We start from the raw sequence: 18910 nt of genomic DNA, 5'->3' as shown, positions 1-18910 counted from the left end.
TCGCCGGCCCGTGGGGCGCGCGATCCAGGGACGACGTGAGGGAGCCACGGTGCCCAGCCAGCGGTCCATCAGCGAGGCGGAGAAGCTCGCCGCGGAGAAGCTCGGCGACATCCCCCTGCGCCGCGAGCAGATGGCCGCGGTGGCCAACATCTACCGGGCCGCGTCCGCCGTGCGCCAGCACCTGGAGAACTCCGTACTGCGCGGCTCGGACCTGACCTGGACCGCCTTCGTGGTGCTGTGGGTGGTGTGGGTGTGGGGCGAGTCCGAGACCCGGCACGTGGCCGAGGAGGCGGGCATCTCCAAGGGCACGCTGACCGGTGTCTCCCGCACGCTGGAGTCGCGTGGGCTGCTGAGGCGCGCCGGTCACCCCACCGACGGGCGGCTCGTCCTGCTGTCCCTCACCGAGGAGGGCGAGGACTTCATGCGCCGGGTGTTCCCCGCGTTCAACGAGGAGGAGGCCTTCGTCACCGCCCGGCTGAGCGACGCGGAGTGCCGCGGTCTCGCCGACGGGCTGCGGCGTGTCGTCCTGCAGATCGAGGAGGAGGGCGAGGACCGCCGCAGGTCGCTGCTAAACGGTGAGTCCCCGACGCCGCGCCGCAGCGGACGACGCCCCAAGGGCTGACCGGGCGCGGCGGTGTCCCGGCCCGGCGCCGCGCCCGGGGGCACGGCCCCGCGCCCCCGCGGCCGTCGTCAGAGCGTCGCGCGTGCGGCGCGCACCAGCGCGTCGAAGAGACTCTGCTGCACCGGGTCCTCGTGCGCGGTGTCCTCGGGGTGCCACTGCACGGCCAGCACCGGGCCCCCGTCGGTGAGTTCGACGGCCTCGACGGTCCCGTCGGCGGCGCGTGCCGTGACCGTCAGCCCCTCCCCCAGCCGGTCCACGTGCTGGTGGTGGTAGCAGGACGCCTCCGCCTTGTCGACGCCGGTGGCCTCGGCCAGGGCCGAGCCGGGGGCGATGGAGACGGGGTGGCGCACATGGCGGTGCTCGCGCCCGGGGCCGCCCATGTCCTGGTGGAGTGTTCCGCCCAGTGCCGTGTTGACCACCTGAAGGCCGCGGCAGACGGCCAGGAGCGGCGTGCCGTGCGCGAGCGCCTGACGGGCGAGTTCCAGGTCGAAGGCGTCCTGCTCGTCGTCGACGTCGTAGACGGCCTCGTGCGCGTCGGCCGCTCCGTAGCGGTGGGGGGCGATGTCGCCCCCGCCGGGGAGCAGCAGGCCGTCGAAGCGGGCGAGGCGGGCGGCGACCTCGGCGGGGTCGGCCGTGCCGCCGGGGGCGTGCGGGTGCAGGGTGACGGGCTCGCCGCCGGCCCGCCACACGGCCTCGACCAGGGCGCGCGCGTTGACCTCGGCGGCGTGGCGCAGCGCCGAGGTGGTGGCGGCGAAGCGGGCGGGTACGGCGATCAGCGGGCGGTGGGTCACAGCTGGATCCAGGTGGTCTTCAGTTCGGTGTACTTCTCCAGGGCGTGGGCGGACTTGTCCCGTCCGTTGCCGGACTGCTTCATGCCGCCGAAGGGCACGGTCAGGTCGCCCTCCTCGTAGCAGTTGACCCACACGGTGCCGGCCCTGAGGGCGCGGGACACCCGGTGGGCGGTGGACAGGTCGGAGGTCCACAGGCCGGCGGCGAGGCCGTACTCGGTGGCGTTGGCCAGGCGGACGGCCTGGTCGACGTCGTCGAAGGTGAGGACGGACAGCACGGGGCCGAAGACCTCCTCGTGTGCCAGCCGGCTGTCCGGTGCGACCTGGTCGAAGACGGTCGGTTCGAGGTGGACACCGCCGGTCTCGGTGAGGATCCGGGTGCCGCCGGTGCGCAGGCGGGCGCCGTCGCGCCGCGCGGCGTCGATGTGGCCGAGCACGCGGGCGAGGTGCTGCTCGCCGACCAGGGCGCCCATCTCGGTGGCCGGGTCGAGCGGGTCGCCGACGCGCAGCTCACGGGCGCGTCGTACGACGGCTTCGGTGACTTCCTCGGCGATGGAGGAGTGGACCAGCAGCCGGGAGGGCGCGGTGCACATCTCTCCCTGGTTGAAGAAGATGCCCCAGGCGGCGGTGGCCGCGGCCTTGCCGAGGTCGGGGGCGTCCGGCAGGACGATGTTGGGGGACTTGCCGCCCAGTTCCAGCCAGACGCGCTTGAGGTTGGAGTCTGCGGAGTAGCGCAGGAAGTGGCGGCCCACGGCGGTGGAGCCGGTGAAGGCCAGGACGTCGACGTCGGGGTGGAGGCCGAGGGCGCGGCCAGTGACCGGGCCGTCGCCGGCCACGACGTTGAGCACGCCCGGGGGCAGTCCGGCCTCCAGGGCGAGCCGGCCGAGCAGGAGCGCCGACAGTGGCGAGTTCTCCGACGGTTTGAGGACCACCGTGCAGCCGGCGGCCAGGGCGGGGGCGACCTTCCAGCCCGCGAGGGTGAGGGGGAAGTTCCAGGGGACGACCGCGCCGACGACGCCGGCCGGCTCGCGGGTGACCAGGGCGAGGGCGTCGGGAGCGGTGTGCGGGGACTCGTCGGTGAGCTTGTCGGCGAGCTGGCCGTACCAGCGGAAGGTGTTGATCACGGCCCGCAGTTCGATGTCGTGGGCGTCGGTGATGGGCTTGCCCATCTCCAGGCTGACGGTGAGCGCCAGCTCGGACCGGTGGGCCTCCAGGAGATCGGCGACACGCAGCAGGATCCGGCCGCGGTCGGCGGGGGCGAGCCGCGGCCAGGGGCCGTGGTCGAAGGCGCGGCGGGCGGCGGCCACGGCGGCCTCGACCTCGGCGGCGCCGCCGTCGGCGACTTCCGTCAGCGGCTGTCCGTCACGGGGCGAGATCACGGGGAACGTGCTGCCGCCCCCGGCTTCCTCGGCGCCGTCGATGAGATGGGTGCGGGGCAGGTCGAGCGTCTTCGCCCGGCGGAGCCACTCGTCGTGGGTGGCAACAGTCATGCGGTCCTCCAGACCGGGTGGTCGGCGGTGGGAAGGGCGGACGGCCGCCCGCCTCGGGTTCGTGCCGGACGGGCGGCCACTCGGTGTCAGCGGACGTCGGGGGCGGTGCGCCTGCGCCTGACGCGTTCGTTGGCCACTCCGAGGACCAGCACGACGGGCACGGACAGCACGAGCCAGAACGCCGTGCTCGCCTCGCCGCCGATGAGGGTGGTGAAGTTCGCCAGGATGAGCCAGATCGCACCCGCGAGGCCGAGCGCGCCGAGCACGGGCGCGATCAGCGTGTTCCACATCCGGCCGTCCACCCGCCGGCGGCGGAAGAACACCACGACGGACACCGAGGTCAGCAGGTAGAGCAGCATCATGGCGAGGACGGCGAGCCCGCTGAACCAGGAGAAGAGGGTGAGCACCGGGTCCTTGCCGGCCAGCGCGAACGGCACGACGAGGAGGACGGCGATCACGGTCTGCGCACAGCCCGCGGCCCACGGGGCGAGACGGCTGTTGAGCCGGCAGAGACAGCCGGGGAGCTGGCGGTCGCGGCCGAGGGAGAACAGGTAGCGGTTGGCGGAGTTGTGGAAGGTCAGGATGCCGGCGAACAGGGAGGTGGCCAGGAGGATCGGCAGGACGTCGTTGATCCAGCCGCCGAACTGGCCGGCGATGGGCGCGAAGACGAAGCCCGCGGAGTCGCCGCTCGCCAGTGCCGTGCCCGCGGCCGCCGGAGCCTTGGACGCGCCGTAGGCCGAGATCAGCATCCAGGAGGTGAGGGCGAAGAACGCGGTCACCACGATCACCGACAGATAGGTGGCCCGCGGCACCGTCTTCTTCGGCTCCTTGGCCTCCTCGCCGTAGATCGCGGTGGCCTCGAAGCCGAACATCGACGCCACGGCGAACATCACGGCGACGCCGGGCGCGCCCTGGAGGGCCGCCGACGGAGAGAAGCTGTCGGCCACGCCCAGTCCCTCCGGGCCGCCTCCCTTGAACAGGGTGACCAGGCCGAAGACCAGCAGGATGCCGAACTCGGCGAGCACGAAGACGGCCAGGACCCGGGCTCCCATCTCGATCCCCGCGGAGCCCAGCGCCTGGACCACGGCCATGGTGATCAGCGTGCACGCCCACCAGGGCACATGGAGCGGGGTGTGGTCGGCCACGAGCCCGCTGACGATCGAGCCGTACAGGCCGTACATCGCCGCCTGGATGACGCAGTACGCGAAGAGGGCGACGCTCGCGCTGCCCGCCCCGGCGGTGCGGCCCAGGCCGGTGCCGATGTACGTGTAGAAGGCGCCGGCGTCCACGACGTGCCGCCCCATGGCGACGAAGCCGACGGAGAAGAGCAGGATGACGGCTCCGGCCAGCAGGTAGGCCGCCGGGGTCCCCGATCCGTTGCCGAGGGCGACGGAGATCGGAGCCGCGCCGGCGATTCCCGTGAGCGGGGCCTGACCGGACAGGACGAAGAAGAGGATGCCCAGGACACCCAGGGCGTTGGGTTTGAGCGTGGCTGCAGTGGGGGCGTCCCGTACGGTCCGCTCGGCGGAGGCCGTCTGACTGTCCACTCGGATCACCTGCCAGAGAAGGGGAGGATCGTTTCAGGCCAAACGAGTTGCCTCATCGTGGGGCGGAACTATCCGTTTGACAAGGGGTTGGGCGCAGGGAATCCCGAGGAGGGCGAATTCTTACCGTGGCGTGAAGTGGGGGTCCCACCCCCGCCGCCCGCGCGGACGATCCGACGGGAGGCCGGTCAGCTCCCGGCTGGCCCCTCGGCCAGTGCGCGCAGCAGGGTCCTGAGCTCGCCGAGCGCCTCCTCGGTGACCTCGCGCTCGCCGAAGACGAGCTGGTGCAGGACCAGGCCCTCCAGGGCCGCGAAGACGAGCCGGGAGGTGCCGCGGCTCACCGGGGCGGGGAGCATGCGGGACAGCTCCCGCCGGGTGGCGTCGAAGTACTCCTCGTACAGGCTGCGCAGGTGCGGCAGCAGCTCCGGCCTGCGCCGGGCTTCGAGGAGCAGCTCGTACTGGAACGCCTGGAGCTCCGGACCGCTGTCCACCATGTCCGTGAGCCCGCCCGCGAAGTCGGCCGGATCACCGGTGCCGATGTCGAGCGTGCTGCTGGTCAGCGAGGTGCGGACGGCATGGGTGACGGCTTCCTCGATCAGCGCGTCACGCGAACCGAAGTGGTGCACGACCAGGCCGTGGGTGACCCCGGCCTCCTCCGCGACCGCCCGGTAGGTGAGCTTGCGCAGCCCGCCGCGGGCCACCACGCGGACGGCGGCGTCCAGCAGGGCGGCCCGGCCCGTCCCGTAGTGGTTGACGCGCTTGCGGGGACGGCGCTCGCCGGCGGGCTCGACGGAGTCGGTCATGACGCCGACCCTACCGGCGGCGGCCCGGTCAACGCCTGGGCGGCCTGATGCCACGGAACTCCCAGTCGCCGCCGAGGGCGGTGGACAGCACCTCCTCGGATTCGGTGGGCTGGGCCCCCACGTCGGTGCGGATCGCGGTGGGTCCGGTGACGATGTGGTTGGTGAGCCGGCCGAGGCCCTCGACCTCCACCTCCACGACGTCGCCGGGCTCGACGGGCCGGGAGTTGGCGGGGGTGCCGGACAGCAGGACGTCGCCTGGGTACAGGGTGATGGTGCGGGCGATGTCGGCGACGAGGTAGTGCATGTCCCAGGTCATCTCGTCGGTGGAGCCGTCCTGGACGACCTCGCCGTTGACGTAGGTGCGCAGCCGCTTGCCGCGGAAGTCCCAGTCGGTGACCAGGCCGGGGCCGAGCGGGCAGAGGGTGTCGGAGCCCTTGACGCGGAGCATGGAGCCGGCGTCGGTGTCGCGGAAGTCGTGCAGGCCGTAGTCGTTGGCGACGGTGTATCCGGCGATGTACCGCCCCGCCTCGGCCGGGGCGATGTTGCGTGCCGTCCTGCCGATGACGATGGCGACCTCGCCCTCGTAGTTGAGCCACTTGCAGCCCTCGGGCCGGACGACGGCGCCCCTGTGGGAGTTGAGGGCCGAGGTCGGCTTGTGGAAGTAGGTCGGGGTGCCGGGCAGGCCGATCCCGAACTCCTCCACGCGGCTGCGGTGGTTGAGGTGGACCGCGATCACCTTGGAGGGGACGACCGGAGGGAGGTGCCGCGCCTCGTCGGCCTTGACGCGGCGGCCGTCTCCGGCGACCAGTTCGTCACCGTCCCGTACGGTTTCCACGGCGGCGCCGTCGAGGAGGATACGGCGGTATTCGGGCATGTCGGTGCTCCTGGATGACATTCGTTGGCTAGACACGGCTGTGCGGGGTGCGCGGGGCGGGCAGGCCGGTGCCGGTCCAGCCGTCGGCCGGGCGGTCGAACCAGAGGTGGACCTGGCCGGTGCCGATGGAGTTCTCGTACGCGCCGTACTGGCGGGCCCGGGCGACGCAGCGCTGCTCGCCGAGGGCGCCGGCCATCATCAGGTAGTGGAAGAACTTCGCCTCGGGCCGGTACTTCCAGAACTCGTCCATGGTGTCGAGGACTTTGTCGTGGCGGCCCTCCTTGAACCAGGCGATGCGCTCCAGGTCGGCCTCGCGTGCCTCGGGTGTGAAGATGTGCGCCGGGTCGCTGGACTCGTGGTCGCGCAGCTCGCGCAGCGGCCAGAAGGTGTGCGAGAGCGCGCCGGAGGCGATCAGCAGCACCCGGCGGCCCGGCGTCGCGGCGATGCCGTCGGCCAGGGCGCGGCCCAGGCGCAGGTGGTCCTCCATGTCGCCGGTCTGGCAGACGCCGATGGTCACCCACCGCTTGTCCGGCAGGCCCTCGCCGAGGAACTTCCACAGGTTGATCGTGGCGTAGTAGACCGGCAGGTACGCGTCGTCGATCGCGGTGATCCACGTGCCGTGCCGGTCGGCGAACGAGGCGATGTTGCGGGCCAGTTCGGGGTCGCCGGGGAAGTCGTACGGCATCCGGCACATGCCGCGCGGCAGTTCCTCGGAGGTGAACAGCCCGGCGCGGCGGTCCTGCGCGGTGACGACGAACTCGACGGTGGTGGCCCAGTGCGAGTCGAGGACTACGACGGTGTCGTAGTCGTCGCGCTCGAAGACGTCCCCACGGAGCTGCTCCAGGCCGGTGACGAGGGTGATCTCCTTGCCCTCGTTCAGCTCCAGCCGGGTCTTTCTCGGGAGCACGATGGTGGGGACGTGGGCGAGCAGTCCCGCCCCGACGATCTCACCCATGGTCCTTGAATCCCTTCGGCGCGGTGACGGTGTTCTTCACGTCGCAGTAGAAGTCGAAGCTCCAGGTGCCGCCCTCACGGCCGACGCCGGACTGGCGGGAGCCGCCGAAGGGGGCCTGGAGATCGCGGACGAAGAAGCAGTTGACCCAGACGGTGCCCGCGACCAGCCGCGCGGTGACGCGCTCGGCCCGCTCCCGGTCTCCGGTGGCCACGGTGGCGGCGAGGCCGAACCGGGTGTCGTTGGCGAGCCGGACCGCCTCCTCCTCGGTGGTGAAGGTCTGCAGCGTCAGGACGGGCCCGAAGACCTCCTCCTGGACGATCTCCGCGTCCTGCGCCACGTCCGTGAGCAGGGTCGGCGCGTAGTACAGCCCCTCCCCGCGGTGGCCGCCGACGACCGCGCGGGCGCCCGCCGCGACGGCGCGCCGCACGAAGCCGTCGATCTTCTCCACCTGCCGGGGGTGGATGTTGGGGCCGATGTCGGTGGCCTCGTCCCGGGGGTCGCCCTGCTTGAGCCGGGCCGCCTTCTCGGCGAAGCGGGTGGTGAACTCTCCGGCGACGGCGTCCTCGACCAGGATGCGGGTGGCGGCGAGGCAGACCTGGCCGGCGTTGTCGTACTGTTCCACCGCGAGGTCGACGGCGAGGTCGAGGTCGGCGTCGGCGAAGACCAGCAGCGGGGACTTGCCGCCGAGTTCGAGGCTGAGGGGCGTCAGGTTGGCGGCGGCCGAGGCGGCGATGCGCCGCGCGGTCGGGACCGAGCCGGTGAAGCTGATGCGCCGTACGTCCGGGTGCGAGGTGAGCGCGTCACCGATCTCGGAGCCGTAGCCCTGTACGACGTTGAGGACGCCGGCCGGGAGCCCGGCCTCGGCCGCGACGTCCGCGAGGAGGGAGGCCGTCAGGGGTGACCACTCGGCGGGTTTGAGGACGACGGTGTTGCCGGCCGCGAGCGCCGGGGCGACCTTCCATGTCGCCAGCATCAGTGGCGCGTTCCACGGGGTGATCAGGACGCACGGGCCGGCGGGGTCCCAGCTGACGTGGTTGGTGTGCCCGCGTGTCTGGAAGTCCTCGTGGTCCAGTCGCAGCAGCCAGTCGGCGAAGAAGCGGAAGTTGTGGGCGACCCGGGGCATCACGCCGCGCCGGTGGGAGCGCAGGAGAGCGCCGTTGTCGCACGTCTCGACGATGGCCAGGTCTTCGAGGCGCTTGTCCACGCCGTCGGCGACGGCGTGCAGGATGCGGGCGCGCTCGGCGCGCGGGGTGGCGGCCCAGCCGGGGAAGGCCGCCTTGGCGGCGCGGACGGCCGCCGCGGCCTCCATGGCGGTGCCGCGGGCGATCTCGCCCAGGCTGCTGCCGTCGATGGGTGAGACGTCGGTGAACGTGTCGGTGGAGGCGACGCGTTCACCGCCGATCCAGTGCCGGGTGTCGACGGTGACTCCGGCGACGGTGGTGAGGTGTGCGCTCATGGTGCGGGGCTCCTGGGGTCGGTGCGGTACGGGATCACTCGGCGCCGGAGGTGTTCGACTCCAGCAGTCGGCCGCCGTCCCAGACCACGCCCACCTGCCGGTAGTACGCGGCGATCGGCTCGCGGACCTCCAGCCGGGCCAGTTCCTCGGTGGGCGAATCGAACAGTTCCAGGTCGGCGTCGCCGGTCCAGGGCTGCCCGCCCTCGAAGGAAGCGGCGCCGGACTCGATCAGCTCGTCCAGGGCGAGGCCCTTCCCCTTTTCGATGGAGGGCAGCCAGCGGTGGTGGGCCATCGGGTGGCCGTTGACGAAGCCGTTGGTCTCGGACGGCTCGCGCAGCGTGACGACGGCCTGGGCGAGGCGCCGGTCGGCAGCGGCCAGGGTGGCGCCGAAGCGGGCCCCGGCCTCGATGCGGGGGGCCGGCCCGTAGGGGTGCGGGCGGGTCTGGTGGATGGAGCCGAGCTTCTTCGGGTATCCCTGGTGCAGTCCACGGGCGATCGCGAAGTCCTTGTCCACCCAGATGTGGACGCAGCGGCTGTAGGTCTGCCCCCGGTACGCGCAGCGGACGACCGCGAAGGCCTCCTTGTACTGGGAGCGCACCGGGTCCAGCAGTTCCTCTCCGGAGGCCGCGCAGGACTGCCAGTCGGCCCAGATCAGCGCGACCGCGCCCGGGTCGTCGTCGGCGAGTTCGAGCGGCTCGGGGAGCAGTTCACGCACCCGGGCGGGATCCGTGCGGTACTCGACGGTGAGCAGGTCACCGGAGTAGCGCCAGGGCGGGGAGGGGATCAGCGACGAGGCACCCGTCGCCGTCTTGGGGTGGAAGTATCCACGGACGCTGGTCACTTGGGTTCCTTACGCGGTGAGGGCGGGCTGCTTGAGCAGTTCGGTGCGGTAGCGGGCGGCGGCCGCCGCGGCGGCCGGGCCGCCGAGGGCTACCACACCGACGAGGCGGCCGCCGGTGTGGTAGCCGGCCACGACGTCCCCGTCCGGGTCGCCGTCCAGGACGCGTACGTCGTCCTTGCCGAGGGCCGGGGCGCCGAAGGACTGGAGGCGGAAGTCGTGCTGGTCGCTCCAGAAGGTCGGCAGGGGTGCGAACCGCTGGAGTCCGGCGTCGCCGCCGGCGAGGTGGGCGGCGAGGACCCGGGCGGCGTGCCTGGCGGTGTCCGTGGGGATCGACCAGTGCTCGACGCGACGGGGCACACCGTCGTAGCGGGCGTTCGGGAAGCGGGCGACGTCGCCGACGGCGACCACGTCGGGGCGTCCGCCGGCCCGCAGGTGCGCGTCGGTGAGCACGCCGTCGGTCAGGTCGAGGCCGTTGCCGTCGAGCCACTCGGTGTTGGCGAGGGAGCCGACGCACTCGACCACGACGTCCGCGGCGAGGACCGTGCCGTCGGCCAGGACGACTCCGGTGACCCGGTCGTCGCCGTCGAACCCGGTGACCCCGGTGCCGAGGGCGAAGCGGACACCCCGCTGTTCGTGCCGACGGAGCAGCGCCTTGGCGAGCTGGTCGCCCAGGGGACCGACCATGGGCAGCGGCAGCGGGTCCACCACGGTGACCTCGGCGGCGCCCAGGGCCACGGCGGTCGCGGCGACCTCGCAGCCGATGAATCCCGCGCCGACGATCACCACTCGAGCTCCCGGCCGGGTCAGCGCCTCGCGCAGCCCCTGGGCGTCGGCCAGCGTGCGGACCGTGTGCCGGCCCGTGACGGGGCCGGGGCAGCGCAGCCGCCTCGGGCGCATGCCCGTGGCCACCACGAGTCCCCGGTAGGCGAGGGCCTCGCCGTCGTCGAGTGTGACGACACGCCGGTCCAGATCGGCCGCGACGACCTTGGTGCCCAGCCGCCACCGCACGTCCGCGACGCTGGCCCGGGGCCGGAAGGCGAGCGACTCGAACGGGGCCTTGCCGGCCAGGACCCCCTTGGACAGCGGCGGCCGGTTGTAGGGCATGTGGGGCTCGTCCCCGATGAGGGTGATCGGCCCGTCCCAGCCGGCGGCGCGCAGCTGCTCTGCCGCGCGCAGGCCGGCCATGGACGCGCCGGCCACGACGACGGTCGCGCTCATGGCTCAGTCCTCGATCCGGATGGCCTGGAGCGGGCAGACGTCGGCGGCCTCCTCGACCTCGTCCCGGAGCGCGTCGTCGGGATCGGGGACGTAGGCCAGATGACCGGCGTCGTCGAAACGGAAGACGTCGGGTGCGGCGAAGACGCACTGGCCGTGGTCCTGGCACTTGTTCATGTCGACGACGACCTTCATGGCCGGTCCTCCTGGTGCTGAGGGGGGCGTCGGGGAGAGGGAAGAGGGGCCCGGACCGTGCGGACCGGGCCCCGGCCAAAGGGGTGCGGATCGCCCGCACCCCCAACTCGTTTGGCTTCAAACAACATAGGAACGGGCCGGGCTCTGGTCAATAGCTATCCGCATGGATAAATTTCTGCGACAGGACCCTTGCGGGAAGGTGATACACGTCCCTACCGTTTGGCATCAAACAACCGGCGGCCACTGCCCCTCTCCGCAGTCCTGACCCGCCGCCCCCCCCTTCCCTCCCCCAGCGCTCCGAGCTCTGGGAGGCGCCCCCTTCCCCTAGAGGAGACACCGGTGAGCGCATCCGACACCTCACCCGTCCGCCGCCACATGGAGCGGCTGGCCGCCGAGGGCATCGACGTGGTCCGGGTGACCTATCCCGACCTCATCGGCACCGAACGCGCCCGGGACGTCCTGCTCGACCATCTGCCCGCGGCCTGCGACCACGGGCTCGCCTTCTGCCGGGCCGTCTACCACACCAGCCCCCAGGGCGACGTGGTCCCGGTCTCCGGTGGCCTGGACGCCGGACTGCCCGACATCTGCGTGCGCCCCGACCTCGGCACCCTCACCGCCCTGCCGTGGGAGCCCGGAGTGGCCACCTGCCTTGGCGACGTCACCGACCCCGCCACCGGAGCGGCCGCCCCCGAGTCCCCCCGCGACCTGCTGCGCGCCGTCGTCGACCGATGTCACCAGCACGGGCTGCGCCCGGTGGTCGGCCCGGAACTGGAGTACTTCCTCTGCGACGCCGCCCCCGGCACCCCCGCCGGCTGGCGCCGCTACGACCAGGCGGCGGGCGTCGTCTACACGGCGGGCCTGCGCGCCGACGGGGACAACCACCTGCTGCGCACCCTGCGCCTGCTGCGCGACATGGACCTCGGCGTCAGCAGCGGCAACCACGAGTTCGACGGCTCACAGTTCGAGATCAACCTGACCCACTCCGACGCCATGGCCGCCGCCGACCGCGCCTTCCGCTTCAAGGCGGCGATCAAGGAACTGGCCCGCAGGGAGGGCCGCCTCGCCACCTTCATGGCCAAGCCCTTCAACGGCGTCGGCGGATCGGGCTTCCACCTCCACCTGTCCTGCGTGGACGAGCGGGACGACAACGTCTTCGACGACCCGTCCGCCCCCTACGGCCTCTCCGCCACCGCCCGTCACGCCGTGGCCGGCATCCTCGCCCACGCCCCCGCACTGGCCGCACTGGCCAACCCGACGGTCAACTCCTACAAACGCTTCGGCCCCGACACCCTCGCGCCCTGGCTGATCGACTGGGGGCTGGACAACCGCAGCGCCATGATCCGCGTCCCACCGGAGCGCGGCCCGGGCTCCCGCCTCGAACTGCGCCTCGGCGACGCCAGCGCCAACCCCTACCTGCTGATCGCGGGAACCCTCGCGGCGGCCCTGCTGGGTGTGCTGACCGGCGAGGAGCCCCCCGCGCCGCTGGAGGGCTACGGCTACGACACCGCGAAGTCCGCCCTGCTGCCGATGGACCTGCCCGCGGCCCTCGACGCTCTGCAGGCGGACACGGCGCTGGCCGAGGTGCTGGGCAAGGACTTCACCACTTCCTACCTCGCGTACAAGCGTGACGAGGTCGCGCGCTTCCAACGGCACGTCACCGACTGGGAGTTCACCGAGTACGCCTACCACCTGTGACGCCGGACCGCCCGGGACACCGAGGAGCACACACCCTATGACCACCGCCGCCCAGTCCGTGACCGACGCCGTACGCGAGCCGCTGCCGCTGGCCGACGTCGACCTCGCGAACCTCGACAACTTCACCGACGGCGTCACCCCGTGGCGCATGTTCCACACCCTGCGCCACGAGGCCCCCGTCCACTGGCAGCCCGAGGAGGCACCCAACTCCGGCTTCTGGTCGCTCACACGGCACGCCGACATCGCCCGCGTCGACCGCGACGCGGAGACCTTCACCTCGACGAGGTTCGTCAACCTCGAAGAGGTCGACGACGACCAGATCAAGAAGCGCGCCTCCATCCTGGAGCTGGACGGGGTCCGCCACCGCGCCCTGCGCAGCCTGCTCCAGCGGCAGTTCGGCGCGAGCGTCATCAACAGCTACGCCGACTTCCTGCGCGGTCTGACCGCGACCACCCTGGACGCGGCCCTCGCCAAGGGCACTTTCGACTTCGTCAAGGAGGTCTCCGCCGACTTCCCCATCAACGTCCTCGCCCGGCTCCTGGACGTGCCCCCGGAGGACAACCAGCAGCTCATCGACTGGGGCAACCGCATCATCGGCAACACCGACCCCGACTACGCGGACGTCCTGCTGCACAGCGAGGAGAGCGAGAAGTACCGCGACCTGCCCTTCCGCTCCCCCGCCTCCCTGGAGGTCTTCGCCTACGGCCGCGAGCTGGCCCGGCAGCGACGCGGCGGCACCGGCACCGACCTGATCTCCAAGCTGGTCAACGAGACCCCGCGCGACGGCGTCCCCTTGTCCCCGCAGGACTTCGACAACTACTTCCTGCTCCTGGTCGTCGCCGGCAACGAGACGACCCGCCACACCATCACCCACTCCATGCTGGCCCTCATCCAGCACCCCGAACAGCTCGCCCGCCTCCAGGAGGACCCCTCCCTCATCCCGACGGCGGTGGAGGAGTTCCTGCGCTGGGCCTCCCCCGTCTATCACTTCCGCCGCACCGCCACGCGCGATGTCGAACTGGGCGGCAAGCACATCAGGGAGGGCGACAAGGTCGTCATGTGGTTCGCCTCCGGCAACCGCGACGAGGAGGTCTTCGGCAACCCGTACGACTTCGACGTCACCCGGCAGAACAACGACCACATCACGTTCGGCAAGGGCAGCCCCCACCTGTGCCTGGGCAACCTGCTGGCGCGCACGGAGATCCGCATCATGTTCGAAGAGCTGATTCCTCGTCTGGCGGACATCAAACTGGCCGGGGACGTCCCGCGGGTCCGCTCCAACTTCGTCAACGGCATCAAGAAGCTGCCGGTCGAGATCACTCCGGCCTGAGCCGCGGCAACGGCCCGGCCTCCGGCCGCCCCGAGGGACCGGGCCGCATACGGACACCGGCGGGGCGGCCGACCGCCGGTGCCGGGAGCCGGCCGGCGGCGGTCTCCCGGCAGGCGATCACCCCGGACACTTCGCCGCCCACGGGGAACCGGACCTGCCGGCCCGCGACACCACCGAGTCCTTCCGCGACCACCGTTCACCCCTCTCCGCGCAGCGGCCCTCTTGAGCCGTCCACGGCTGTTGTCCGCTCTCCTCCCTCAGCCGAAGTGGCGGATGCGGGCGGCGGTCGCGGGGGCATAGGGCAGCCGGTCACCGGCCGTTCCGGCGGCGACGAACGGGGCGAGAGCGGTCGCGAATTCGTGCGCCGGCCAGGTCGGTCGGCCGATTCCGCCTTGCCGTGGGAGGCGGCGAGCAGGCCGAGCGGCAGCAGGGCCGCCAGGGCGAAGGCGAAGCCGGTCAGCGACGGGCCCTTGAGGCCCAGGCCGGAGGTCAGCGCGATGCCGCCGAGCCAGGAGCCCGTGGCGATACCGACCTGGAAGGCGGACGTGGCCAGGGCCATGGGCAGGGACCGGCCGGTTCCGGCGACCCGGACGACCTCGCCCCCACGATGCGGTTGTTGGCGAAGCCGGCTCCGCCGAGCAGCACGACCAGCAAGCCGGGTGGCGCGGGGGTCGAGGAAGACGAAGCGGCAGGTATTGGCCGGCTTCTGCTCGAACACCTCATGGTGCAGGGCGCGGGCGAGCGCGGCCAGGATGTCCATGCGGTTGTTGCGCACGTACGCCGGCCGGTCGCGCAGGCCCTCGATGGTGCGCAGCACGCTGGGCCGCACGGCGGCCTTCTTCGGGCGACGCCGGACCCGGGCCGGGGTCGCGCTCGCGGCACGGGCCAGGGCGTAGAGGTGGTCCCGTTCGGTGTCGTCGAGCCGCAGGGCCTGCGCGAGTGCGTCCAGGACGCTGTCGGAGGCTCCGCTGAGATCGTCGCGTTCCAGGCGCGTGTAGTACTCGACGCTCATCCCGGCGAGCATCGCGACCTCGCCCCGGCGCAGCCCGGGCACCCGACGGTGCCCGTACACCGGCAGTCCCGCCGGCTCAGGCGTGATCCTGTCACGGCGGGACTTGAGGAACGCGCTCACTTCGGCCCGGAGGGTGGGCGCGCGCTCTACGGGCCGGCCGTAGCGCTCCGGGGTCGGCTGAGGCACCGGGTCCTCAGGACAGGCCGACGGAGCCCGAGCCGCTCCCTTCGTCTTCCGGCCCGGTGAGCCGGGTGGCGAGGCGGTAGGAGACGGTGACGTCGCGGTACTCCTCGCCGGGCGCGACCCTGTCGGGGAGGCGGGTTCGGTCGCTGTGGCTCGTCGACTCCCGCTCCCCGGTGCCGGGGAAGCGGACGGCTGTCCTGGGCTGTGCCGCGAAACGGAGACGCTCGGCGTGGACCGTCGACCGGAACGAGAGGTCCCCCGCCCGGCCCCGCGCTGCCGTGCCTCCCGTTCAGGGCGGCTCCTCCCGCTCCTCGGCGGTGCGGTGGCGTCGGGGCCGGAGTGCCGGCTTGCCGTCCTCGGCGCGTGCTCGGCGCGCACGGGTGCCTTCCTGATCCCGGACGGCCCGGCGCCGGCCCTCCGCGGGCTTGCGGACCGCACCCCGTCCGGCGGACTCGGTGCGATGCGCGGTGCCGCCCGCCGCGTGCGGGACATCCGCGACGGCACGACCACCGTCCCGCACCGCCTCGCCGGCCGCTTCCGTCACGCCCGAGGCCGTCCCGGCCACCTTCCCCGTGGTGTCGCCGACCTCCGCCCCGGTCTCGCCGACGACCCGGCCCGCCTCACCGCCGACCTCCTGCACCACGCGCCCGGCACCGGTGCCCACGTCCCGGACGGCGCTTCCGGCGCCCTGCCCGATGTCCTGAGCCACCGAGCCGACACCGCGTCCGACGTCCTGTACCGCGGACCGGGCGCCCACGCCGACGTCCTGGACGGCCCTTCCGGCCCCCGTACCCAGCTCTCCCACGGCCTGACGGGCCCCGCCACCGACGTCCTGCACAGCGGAGCCGACACCCCGCGCCAGTTCACGCAGGATCTCCGGATTGCGGTCGAGCGTGGTCAGCACGCGGTTGATGATCGAGGCGACATTGTCGAGCCGCACCCTGAGCTGAGCCTGCGCCTCCACACCCGAGATGCCCAGGTGCACCCGGCCCAGCGTGACATCGGCGCCCACATTCAGCTTCACCAGATCAAGCACCTCGGCCTGCAGCGAGACGTGCGCCCGCAGGTCCTCGACGTCCAGGTCGATCTCGTCGACCTTCAACACCGGAACGTCGAGGAAGACGTCGGGGTCGGCACCGGCCGCCACTCGCCCGCCGACTGCCTCACCGCCGGGGACGGCCACCGCCTCAGCAGCGGTGGCGGCCCCGCCGTAGGGCTCCGGCTCGACGTCGTACGGCTCGGGCTCGGTGTACTCGTCCATGTGCTCGGCGTTCTCGGCGTTCTCGGCGATGTCCTCGCCGAGCTCGGTGTACTCGTCGGCGTCCTCGGCGTCGAGTCCCCCCTCGTACGGGTCACGCTCCTCGGCGGCCCCCTCGTCGTTCCCACTGTTGCCCTGCGTCACCGCGTCTCCCCAGGCTCGCCGTCACTTTCGTCCCATTTTGTTCCAGCAGGGCGATCGGTGCGCTGTCACTGGCGCTTCCGTGCGGGCTGTCGTGCGGCCGTCCGCTCCGGTGGCGCCGCTCCCCAGAAGGCGAGCAGGGCGGTGACGAGTGCCTCGGGAGCCTCTTCGGCCATGTGGTGTCCGGAGTCGATCGGGGAGCCGTCCAGTGGGCCGGCCACCCAGGGGCGCCAGACGCCCAGCACATCGCCGTAGAGGTCGGCCATGTCGTCGCGGGTGGCCCACAGCACCTGCACGGGACAGTCGATGCGCCGACCGGTCCGCCGGTCGGCGTCGTCGTGTTCCCGGTCGACGCCGAGGCCGGCACGGTAGTCCTCGCACATGGCGTGGACGGTGGCCGGGTCGTGAATGGCGCGGCGGTAGTCGTCGTACGCTTCGGCGCCCATCTGCTCGGCGGTGGCCTTGTACCAGGCGTCCGGGTCGGCGTTGATGACGCGTTCGGCGGGCTTGCCGGTCTGCCCGAGGAAGAACCAGTGCCACCAACTCGCGGCGAACGTCGCGTCACAGCGCCGTAGCGCTTCCCCGATGGGAACGGCGTCCAGCACGCTGACGGCGGACACGGCTTCCGGGTGGTCCAGGGCGAGGCGCGTGGCCACGTACGCGCCCCGGTCGTGCCCGACGACGGTGAACCGTTCGTGCCCGAGGCCGCGCATGACCGCCAGGCAGTCGCCGGCCATGGCGCGTTTGGAGTACGGGCTGTGGCTCGGGTCGGTCGGCGGCTTCTCGGACTCCCCGTAACCGCGCAGGTCGGGGCAGACCACCGTGCGACCCGCCGCCGCCAGCAACGGGGCCACCCGGTGCCAGGTGGCGTGCGTTCGCGGGTGCCCGTGCAGGAGCAGGACCGCAGGACCACTGCCGCCGTGACGCACCCGCAACCGGACCCCGTCGCCCTCGCGACGCGTCAGCGTGAACCCGTCGAACATGGAACCTCCTGTGGCGTGGCCGGGACACACGGCTCCCCTGCCCGGAGCACTTCATGCACGGCGGCCGTGGCCGTGGTCCGCCGGTCACCGGATCCGGCACGGGCCGCCTGCCGGGCGTTCTGCGGATGGCATCGGCCGGAGCGGACCCGTCTTTCTATCTCCAACGTGGATTGTTCCTAGAATGGCCAGGTGAAGGACATCGACTCGATCGCGGTGCTGCAGGATCCGGTGCGGCGCCGCCTGTACGAGTACGTGGTGGCACAGGGTCGCGAGGTCGGCCGCAACGAGGCCGCCGAGGCCGCCGGGGTGGCACGCACGCTCGCCGCGCACCATCTGGACAAGCTGACCGAGGCCGGGTTGCTGGAATGCGGTAGCCGCCGGCTGACGGGCCGCTCGGGGCCGGGGGCCGGCCGTCCCGCCAAGGTGTACACCCGGGCCCCGGTCGAACGGTCGGTGTCGCTGCCCGCCCGCGACTACCGCACCGCCGCCGAGCTGCTCGCCGAGGCCGCCGAGGAGGCCGGACTGGACGCCGGGCTCTGCGCGGCCGCGCGCCGCCGGGGTGAGGCCCTGCGCGGCTCCGTGGCACCCTGCGGCGGCCTGGAAGAGGCCATGCGGACGCTGGCCGCCCGCGGCTACGAACCGTACCTGGAAGGCGCCGGGAGCACCGAGGGCGTACCGACCGCCGAAGGCGTCGGGAGCACCGAGGGAGTACGGGCCGCCGAATCCGCCGAGGAGACGACCGCGACGGCCGCAGGTGTCGTCCGTATGCGCAACTGCCCCTTCCACGCCGTCGCCGAACGCTTCCCGCCACTCGTCTGCGGCATGAATCTCGCGCTGCTGGAGGGGCTGCTCGGCACGGACGGGTCCGTCCGCGCCCGCATGGACGCCCGGCCGGGCGAGTGCTGCGTAGTGGTCGAGAGTTCTAAAAACAACAGTGATTGACATAGAAATGGGGGGCGTGCTGGGATGAGGCCATGACCGCATCCGCGCACGCCGCCCATCTCGCCGAACTCAACGTCGCCACGCTCCGTCACCCCCTCGACGACCCGCGCATGACGCCGTTCGTCGAGATGCTCGACCCGGTCAACACGGCCGCCGACGGCGCTCCCGGCTTCGTGTGGCGGCTCGTGGAGGAGGGAGCGGCGGACGCCACCGGCCTGCGCCCGGCGGGCGAGGACGTCATCGTCAACCTGTCCGTGTGGGAGACCCAGGAGGCCCTGTGGGACTTCACGTACCGCAGCGGGCACCTGGAAGCGCTGCGGCGGCGGCGCGAATGGTTCCACCGGCACGTCGAGGCGCACCTGGTGCTCTGGTGGATCCCCGCCGGTCACCTCCCGACCGTCGGTGAGGCCCTGGAGCGACTGGCGCACCTGCGGGCCCACGGGCCGTCCCCGCGCGCGTTCACCTTCGCCTCCTCCTACACCGCGACCGAGGCCACCCGGAGCTCTCGGCCGACGCCCGGTCACGCTGACCTGTGAGACGTGCGGCGACGGCTGCGAAGGGTGACGAGCCACGCCGAAGCAAG

At 72.4% G+C, this 18910-nt stretch carries 18 protein-coding genes; 5 read left to right on the top strand and 13 right to left on the bottom strand.

Going from position 1 to position 18910, the window contains the following annotated elements; all coding sequences use genetic code 11:
- The first annotated feature begins 49 nt into the window (after positions 1-49).
- A complete protein-coding gene (locus C3492_RS28960; RefSeq protein WP_103815531.1) occupies positions 50-622 on the top strand; it encodes a MarR family winged helix-turn-helix transcriptional regulator in 573 nt (190 codons plus the stop codon).
- Positions 623-690: 68 nt separating this feature from the next.
- Here the strand turns inward: C3492_RS28960 and C3492_RS28955 are convergent, their stop codons facing one another.
- The 10 genes from C3492_RS28955 to C3492_RS28910 form a co-directional block, all read right to left on the bottom strand.
- Positions 691-1413: a gamma-glutamyl-gamma-aminobutyrate hydrolase family protein gene (locus tag C3492_RS28955; protein WP_103815529.1), complete on the bottom strand. Its 723-nt coding sequence runs from the start codon at positions 1411-1413 to the stop codon at positions 691-693.
- On the bottom strand, positions 1410-2900 hold the full coding sequence (locus C3492_RS28950; protein ID WP_103815527.1) for an aldehyde dehydrogenase: 1491 nt from the start codon (positions 2898-2900) through the stop codon (positions 1410-1412). The genes C3492_RS28955 and C3492_RS28950 overlap by 4 nt, the downstream gene beginning before the upstream one ends.
- A gap of 86 nt (positions 2901-2986) precedes the next feature.
- Complete coding sequence (locus tag C3492_RS28945) at positions 2987-4447, bottom strand: APC family permease (RefSeq protein ID WP_103815525.1); 1461 nt, start codon at positions 4445-4447, stop codon at positions 2987-2989.
- A gap of 185 nt (positions 4448-4632) precedes the next feature.
- Positions 4633-5247 (bottom strand): TetR/AcrR family transcriptional regulator, encoded by a 615-nt coding sequence (locus tag C3492_RS28940; protein WP_103815523.1) that lies wholly within the window; start codon positions 5245-5247, stop codon positions 4633-4635.
- Positions 5248-5275: 28 nt separating this feature from the next.
- The gene (locus C3492_RS28935) at positions 5276-6121 is read right to left on the bottom strand and encodes a fumarylacetoacetate hydrolase family protein (protein WP_103815522.1); all 846 of its coding nucleotides are present in this window, start codon (positions 6119-6121) and stop codon (positions 5276-5278) included.
- 28 nt (positions 6122-6149) lie between these two features.
- Positions 6150-7076: a 3,4-dihydroxyphenylacetate 2,3-dioxygenase gene (locus tag C3492_RS28930; RefSeq protein WP_103815520.1), complete on the bottom strand. Its 927-nt coding sequence runs from the start codon at positions 7074-7076 to the stop codon at positions 6150-6152.
- Entirely contained in the window at positions 7069-8532 is a 1464-nt protein-coding gene (locus C3492_RS28925) for an aldehyde dehydrogenase (protein ID WP_103815518.1), read from the bottom strand. Before C3492_RS28925 ends, C3492_RS28930 begins: the two co-directional genes overlap by 8 nt.
- A 34-nt stretch (positions 8533-8566) precedes the next feature.
- A complete protein-coding gene (locus tag C3492_RS28920; RefSeq protein WP_103815516.1) occupies positions 8567-9373 on the bottom strand; it encodes an acetoacetate decarboxylase family protein in 807 nt (268 codons plus the stop codon).
- Positions 9374-9382: 9 nt separating this feature from the next.
- Positions 9383-10591: an NAD(P)/FAD-dependent oxidoreductase gene (locus C3492_RS28915; RefSeq protein WP_103815514.1), complete on the bottom strand. Its 1209-nt coding sequence runs from the start codon at positions 10589-10591 to the stop codon at positions 9383-9385.
- 3 nt (positions 10592-10594) lie between these two features.
- Positions 10595-10783: a ferredoxin gene (locus tag C3492_RS28910; RefSeq protein WP_014670403.1), complete on the bottom strand. Its 189-nt coding sequence runs from the start codon at positions 10781-10783 to the stop codon at positions 10595-10597.
- Positions 10784-11122: 339 nt separating this feature from the next.
- Here C3492_RS28910 and C3492_RS28905 point away from each other — a divergent pair, with 339 nt between their 5' ends.
- Entirely contained in the window at positions 11123-12478 is a 1356-nt protein-coding gene (locus C3492_RS28905; RefSeq protein ID WP_103815512.1) for a glutamine synthetase family protein, read from the top strand.
- A 37-nt stretch (positions 12479-12515) separates the two neighbouring features.
- Complete coding sequence (locus C3492_RS28900; RefSeq protein WP_103815510.1) at positions 12516-13808, top strand: cytochrome P450; 1293 nt, start codon at positions 12516-12518, stop codon at positions 13806-13808.
- A gap of 196 nt (positions 13809-14004) precedes the next feature.
- Here C3492_RS28900 and C3492_RS46105 read toward each other — a convergent pair whose 3' ends face one another.
- The 3 genes from C3492_RS46105 to C3492_RS28870 form a co-directional block, all read right to left on the bottom strand.
- On the bottom strand, positions 14005-15006 hold the full coding sequence (locus tag C3492_RS46105; RefSeq protein WP_258055944.1) for a helix-turn-helix domain-containing protein: 1002 nt from the start codon (positions 15004-15006) through the stop codon (positions 14005-14007).
- Between the two features lie 286 nt (positions 15007-15292).
- On the bottom strand, positions 15293-16405 hold the full coding sequence (locus C3492_RS28875; protein ID WP_103815507.1) for a hypothetical protein: 1113 nt from the start codon (positions 16403-16405) through the stop codon (positions 15293-15295).
- A 65-nt stretch (positions 16406-16470) separates the two neighbouring features.
- Positions 16471-17385, bottom strand: coding sequence for an alpha/beta fold hydrolase (locus C3492_RS28870; protein WP_103815505.1), 915 nt, complete (start codon positions 17383-17385; stop codon positions 16471-16473).
- 189 nt (positions 17386-17574) lie between these two features.
- Between C3492_RS28870 and C3492_RS28865 the strand changes: the two genes are divergently transcribed.
- A complete protein-coding gene (locus C3492_RS28865) occupies positions 17575-18327 on the top strand; it encodes a metalloregulator ArsR/SmtB family transcription factor (RefSeq protein WP_103815503.1) in 753 nt (250 codons plus the stop codon).
- Between the two features lie 32 nt (positions 18328-18359).
- Positions 18360-18863 (top strand): DUF3291 domain-containing protein, encoded by a 504-nt coding sequence (locus tag C3492_RS28860; protein ID WP_103815501.1) that lies wholly within the window; start codon positions 18360-18362, stop codon positions 18861-18863.
- Positions 18864-18910: the final 47 nt, after the last annotated feature.

This window comes from Streptomyces sp. Ru62, assembly GCF_002920615.1.
Classification (GTDB): domain Bacteria; phylum Actinomycetota; class Actinomycetes; order Streptomycetales; family Streptomycetaceae; genus Streptomyces.
Note: the sequence above shows the minus strand (reverse complement) of the source record. Positions and strands in the feature narration are given on the sequence as shown.

Coding starts and splice junctions, on each gene's coding strand:
- C3492_RS28935 (WP_103815522.1), bottom strand. CDS start 6,121: ATGCCCGAATACCGCCGTATCCTCCTCGACGGCGCCGCCGTGGAAACC.
- C3492_RS28900 (WP_103815510.1), top strand. CDS start 12,516: ATGACCACCGCCGCCCAGTCCGTGACCGACGCCGTACGCGAGCCGCTG.
- C3492_RS28915 (WP_103815514.1), bottom strand. CDS start 10,591: ATGAGCGCGACCGTCGTCGTGGCCGGCGCGTCCATGGCCGGCCTGCGC.
- C3492_RS28925 (WP_103815518.1), bottom strand. CDS start 8,532: ATGAGCGCACACCTCACCACCGTCGCCGGAGTCACCGTCGACACCCGG.
- C3492_RS28910 (WP_014670403.1), bottom strand. CDS start 10,783: ATGAAGGTCGTCGTCGACATGAACAAGTGCCAGGACCACGGCCAGTGC.
- C3492_RS28870 (WP_103815505.1), bottom strand. CDS start 17,385: ATGTTCGACGGGTTCACGCTGACGCGTCGCGAGGGCGACGGGGTCCGG.
- C3492_RS28860 (WP_103815501.1), top strand. CDS start 18,360: ATGACCGCATCCGCGCACGCCGCCCATCTCGCCGAACTCAACGTCGCC.
- C3492_RS28950 (WP_103815527.1), bottom strand. CDS start 2,900: ATGACTGTTGCCACCCACGACGAGTGGCTCCGCCGGGCGAAGACGCTC.
- C3492_RS28930 (WP_103815520.1), bottom strand. CDS start 7,076: ATGGGTGAGATCGTCGGGGCGGGACTGCTCGCCCACGTCCCCACCATC.
- C3492_RS28940 (WP_103815523.1), bottom strand. CDS start 5,247: ATGACCGACTCCGTCGAGCCCGCCGGCGAGCGCCGTCCCCGCAAGCGC.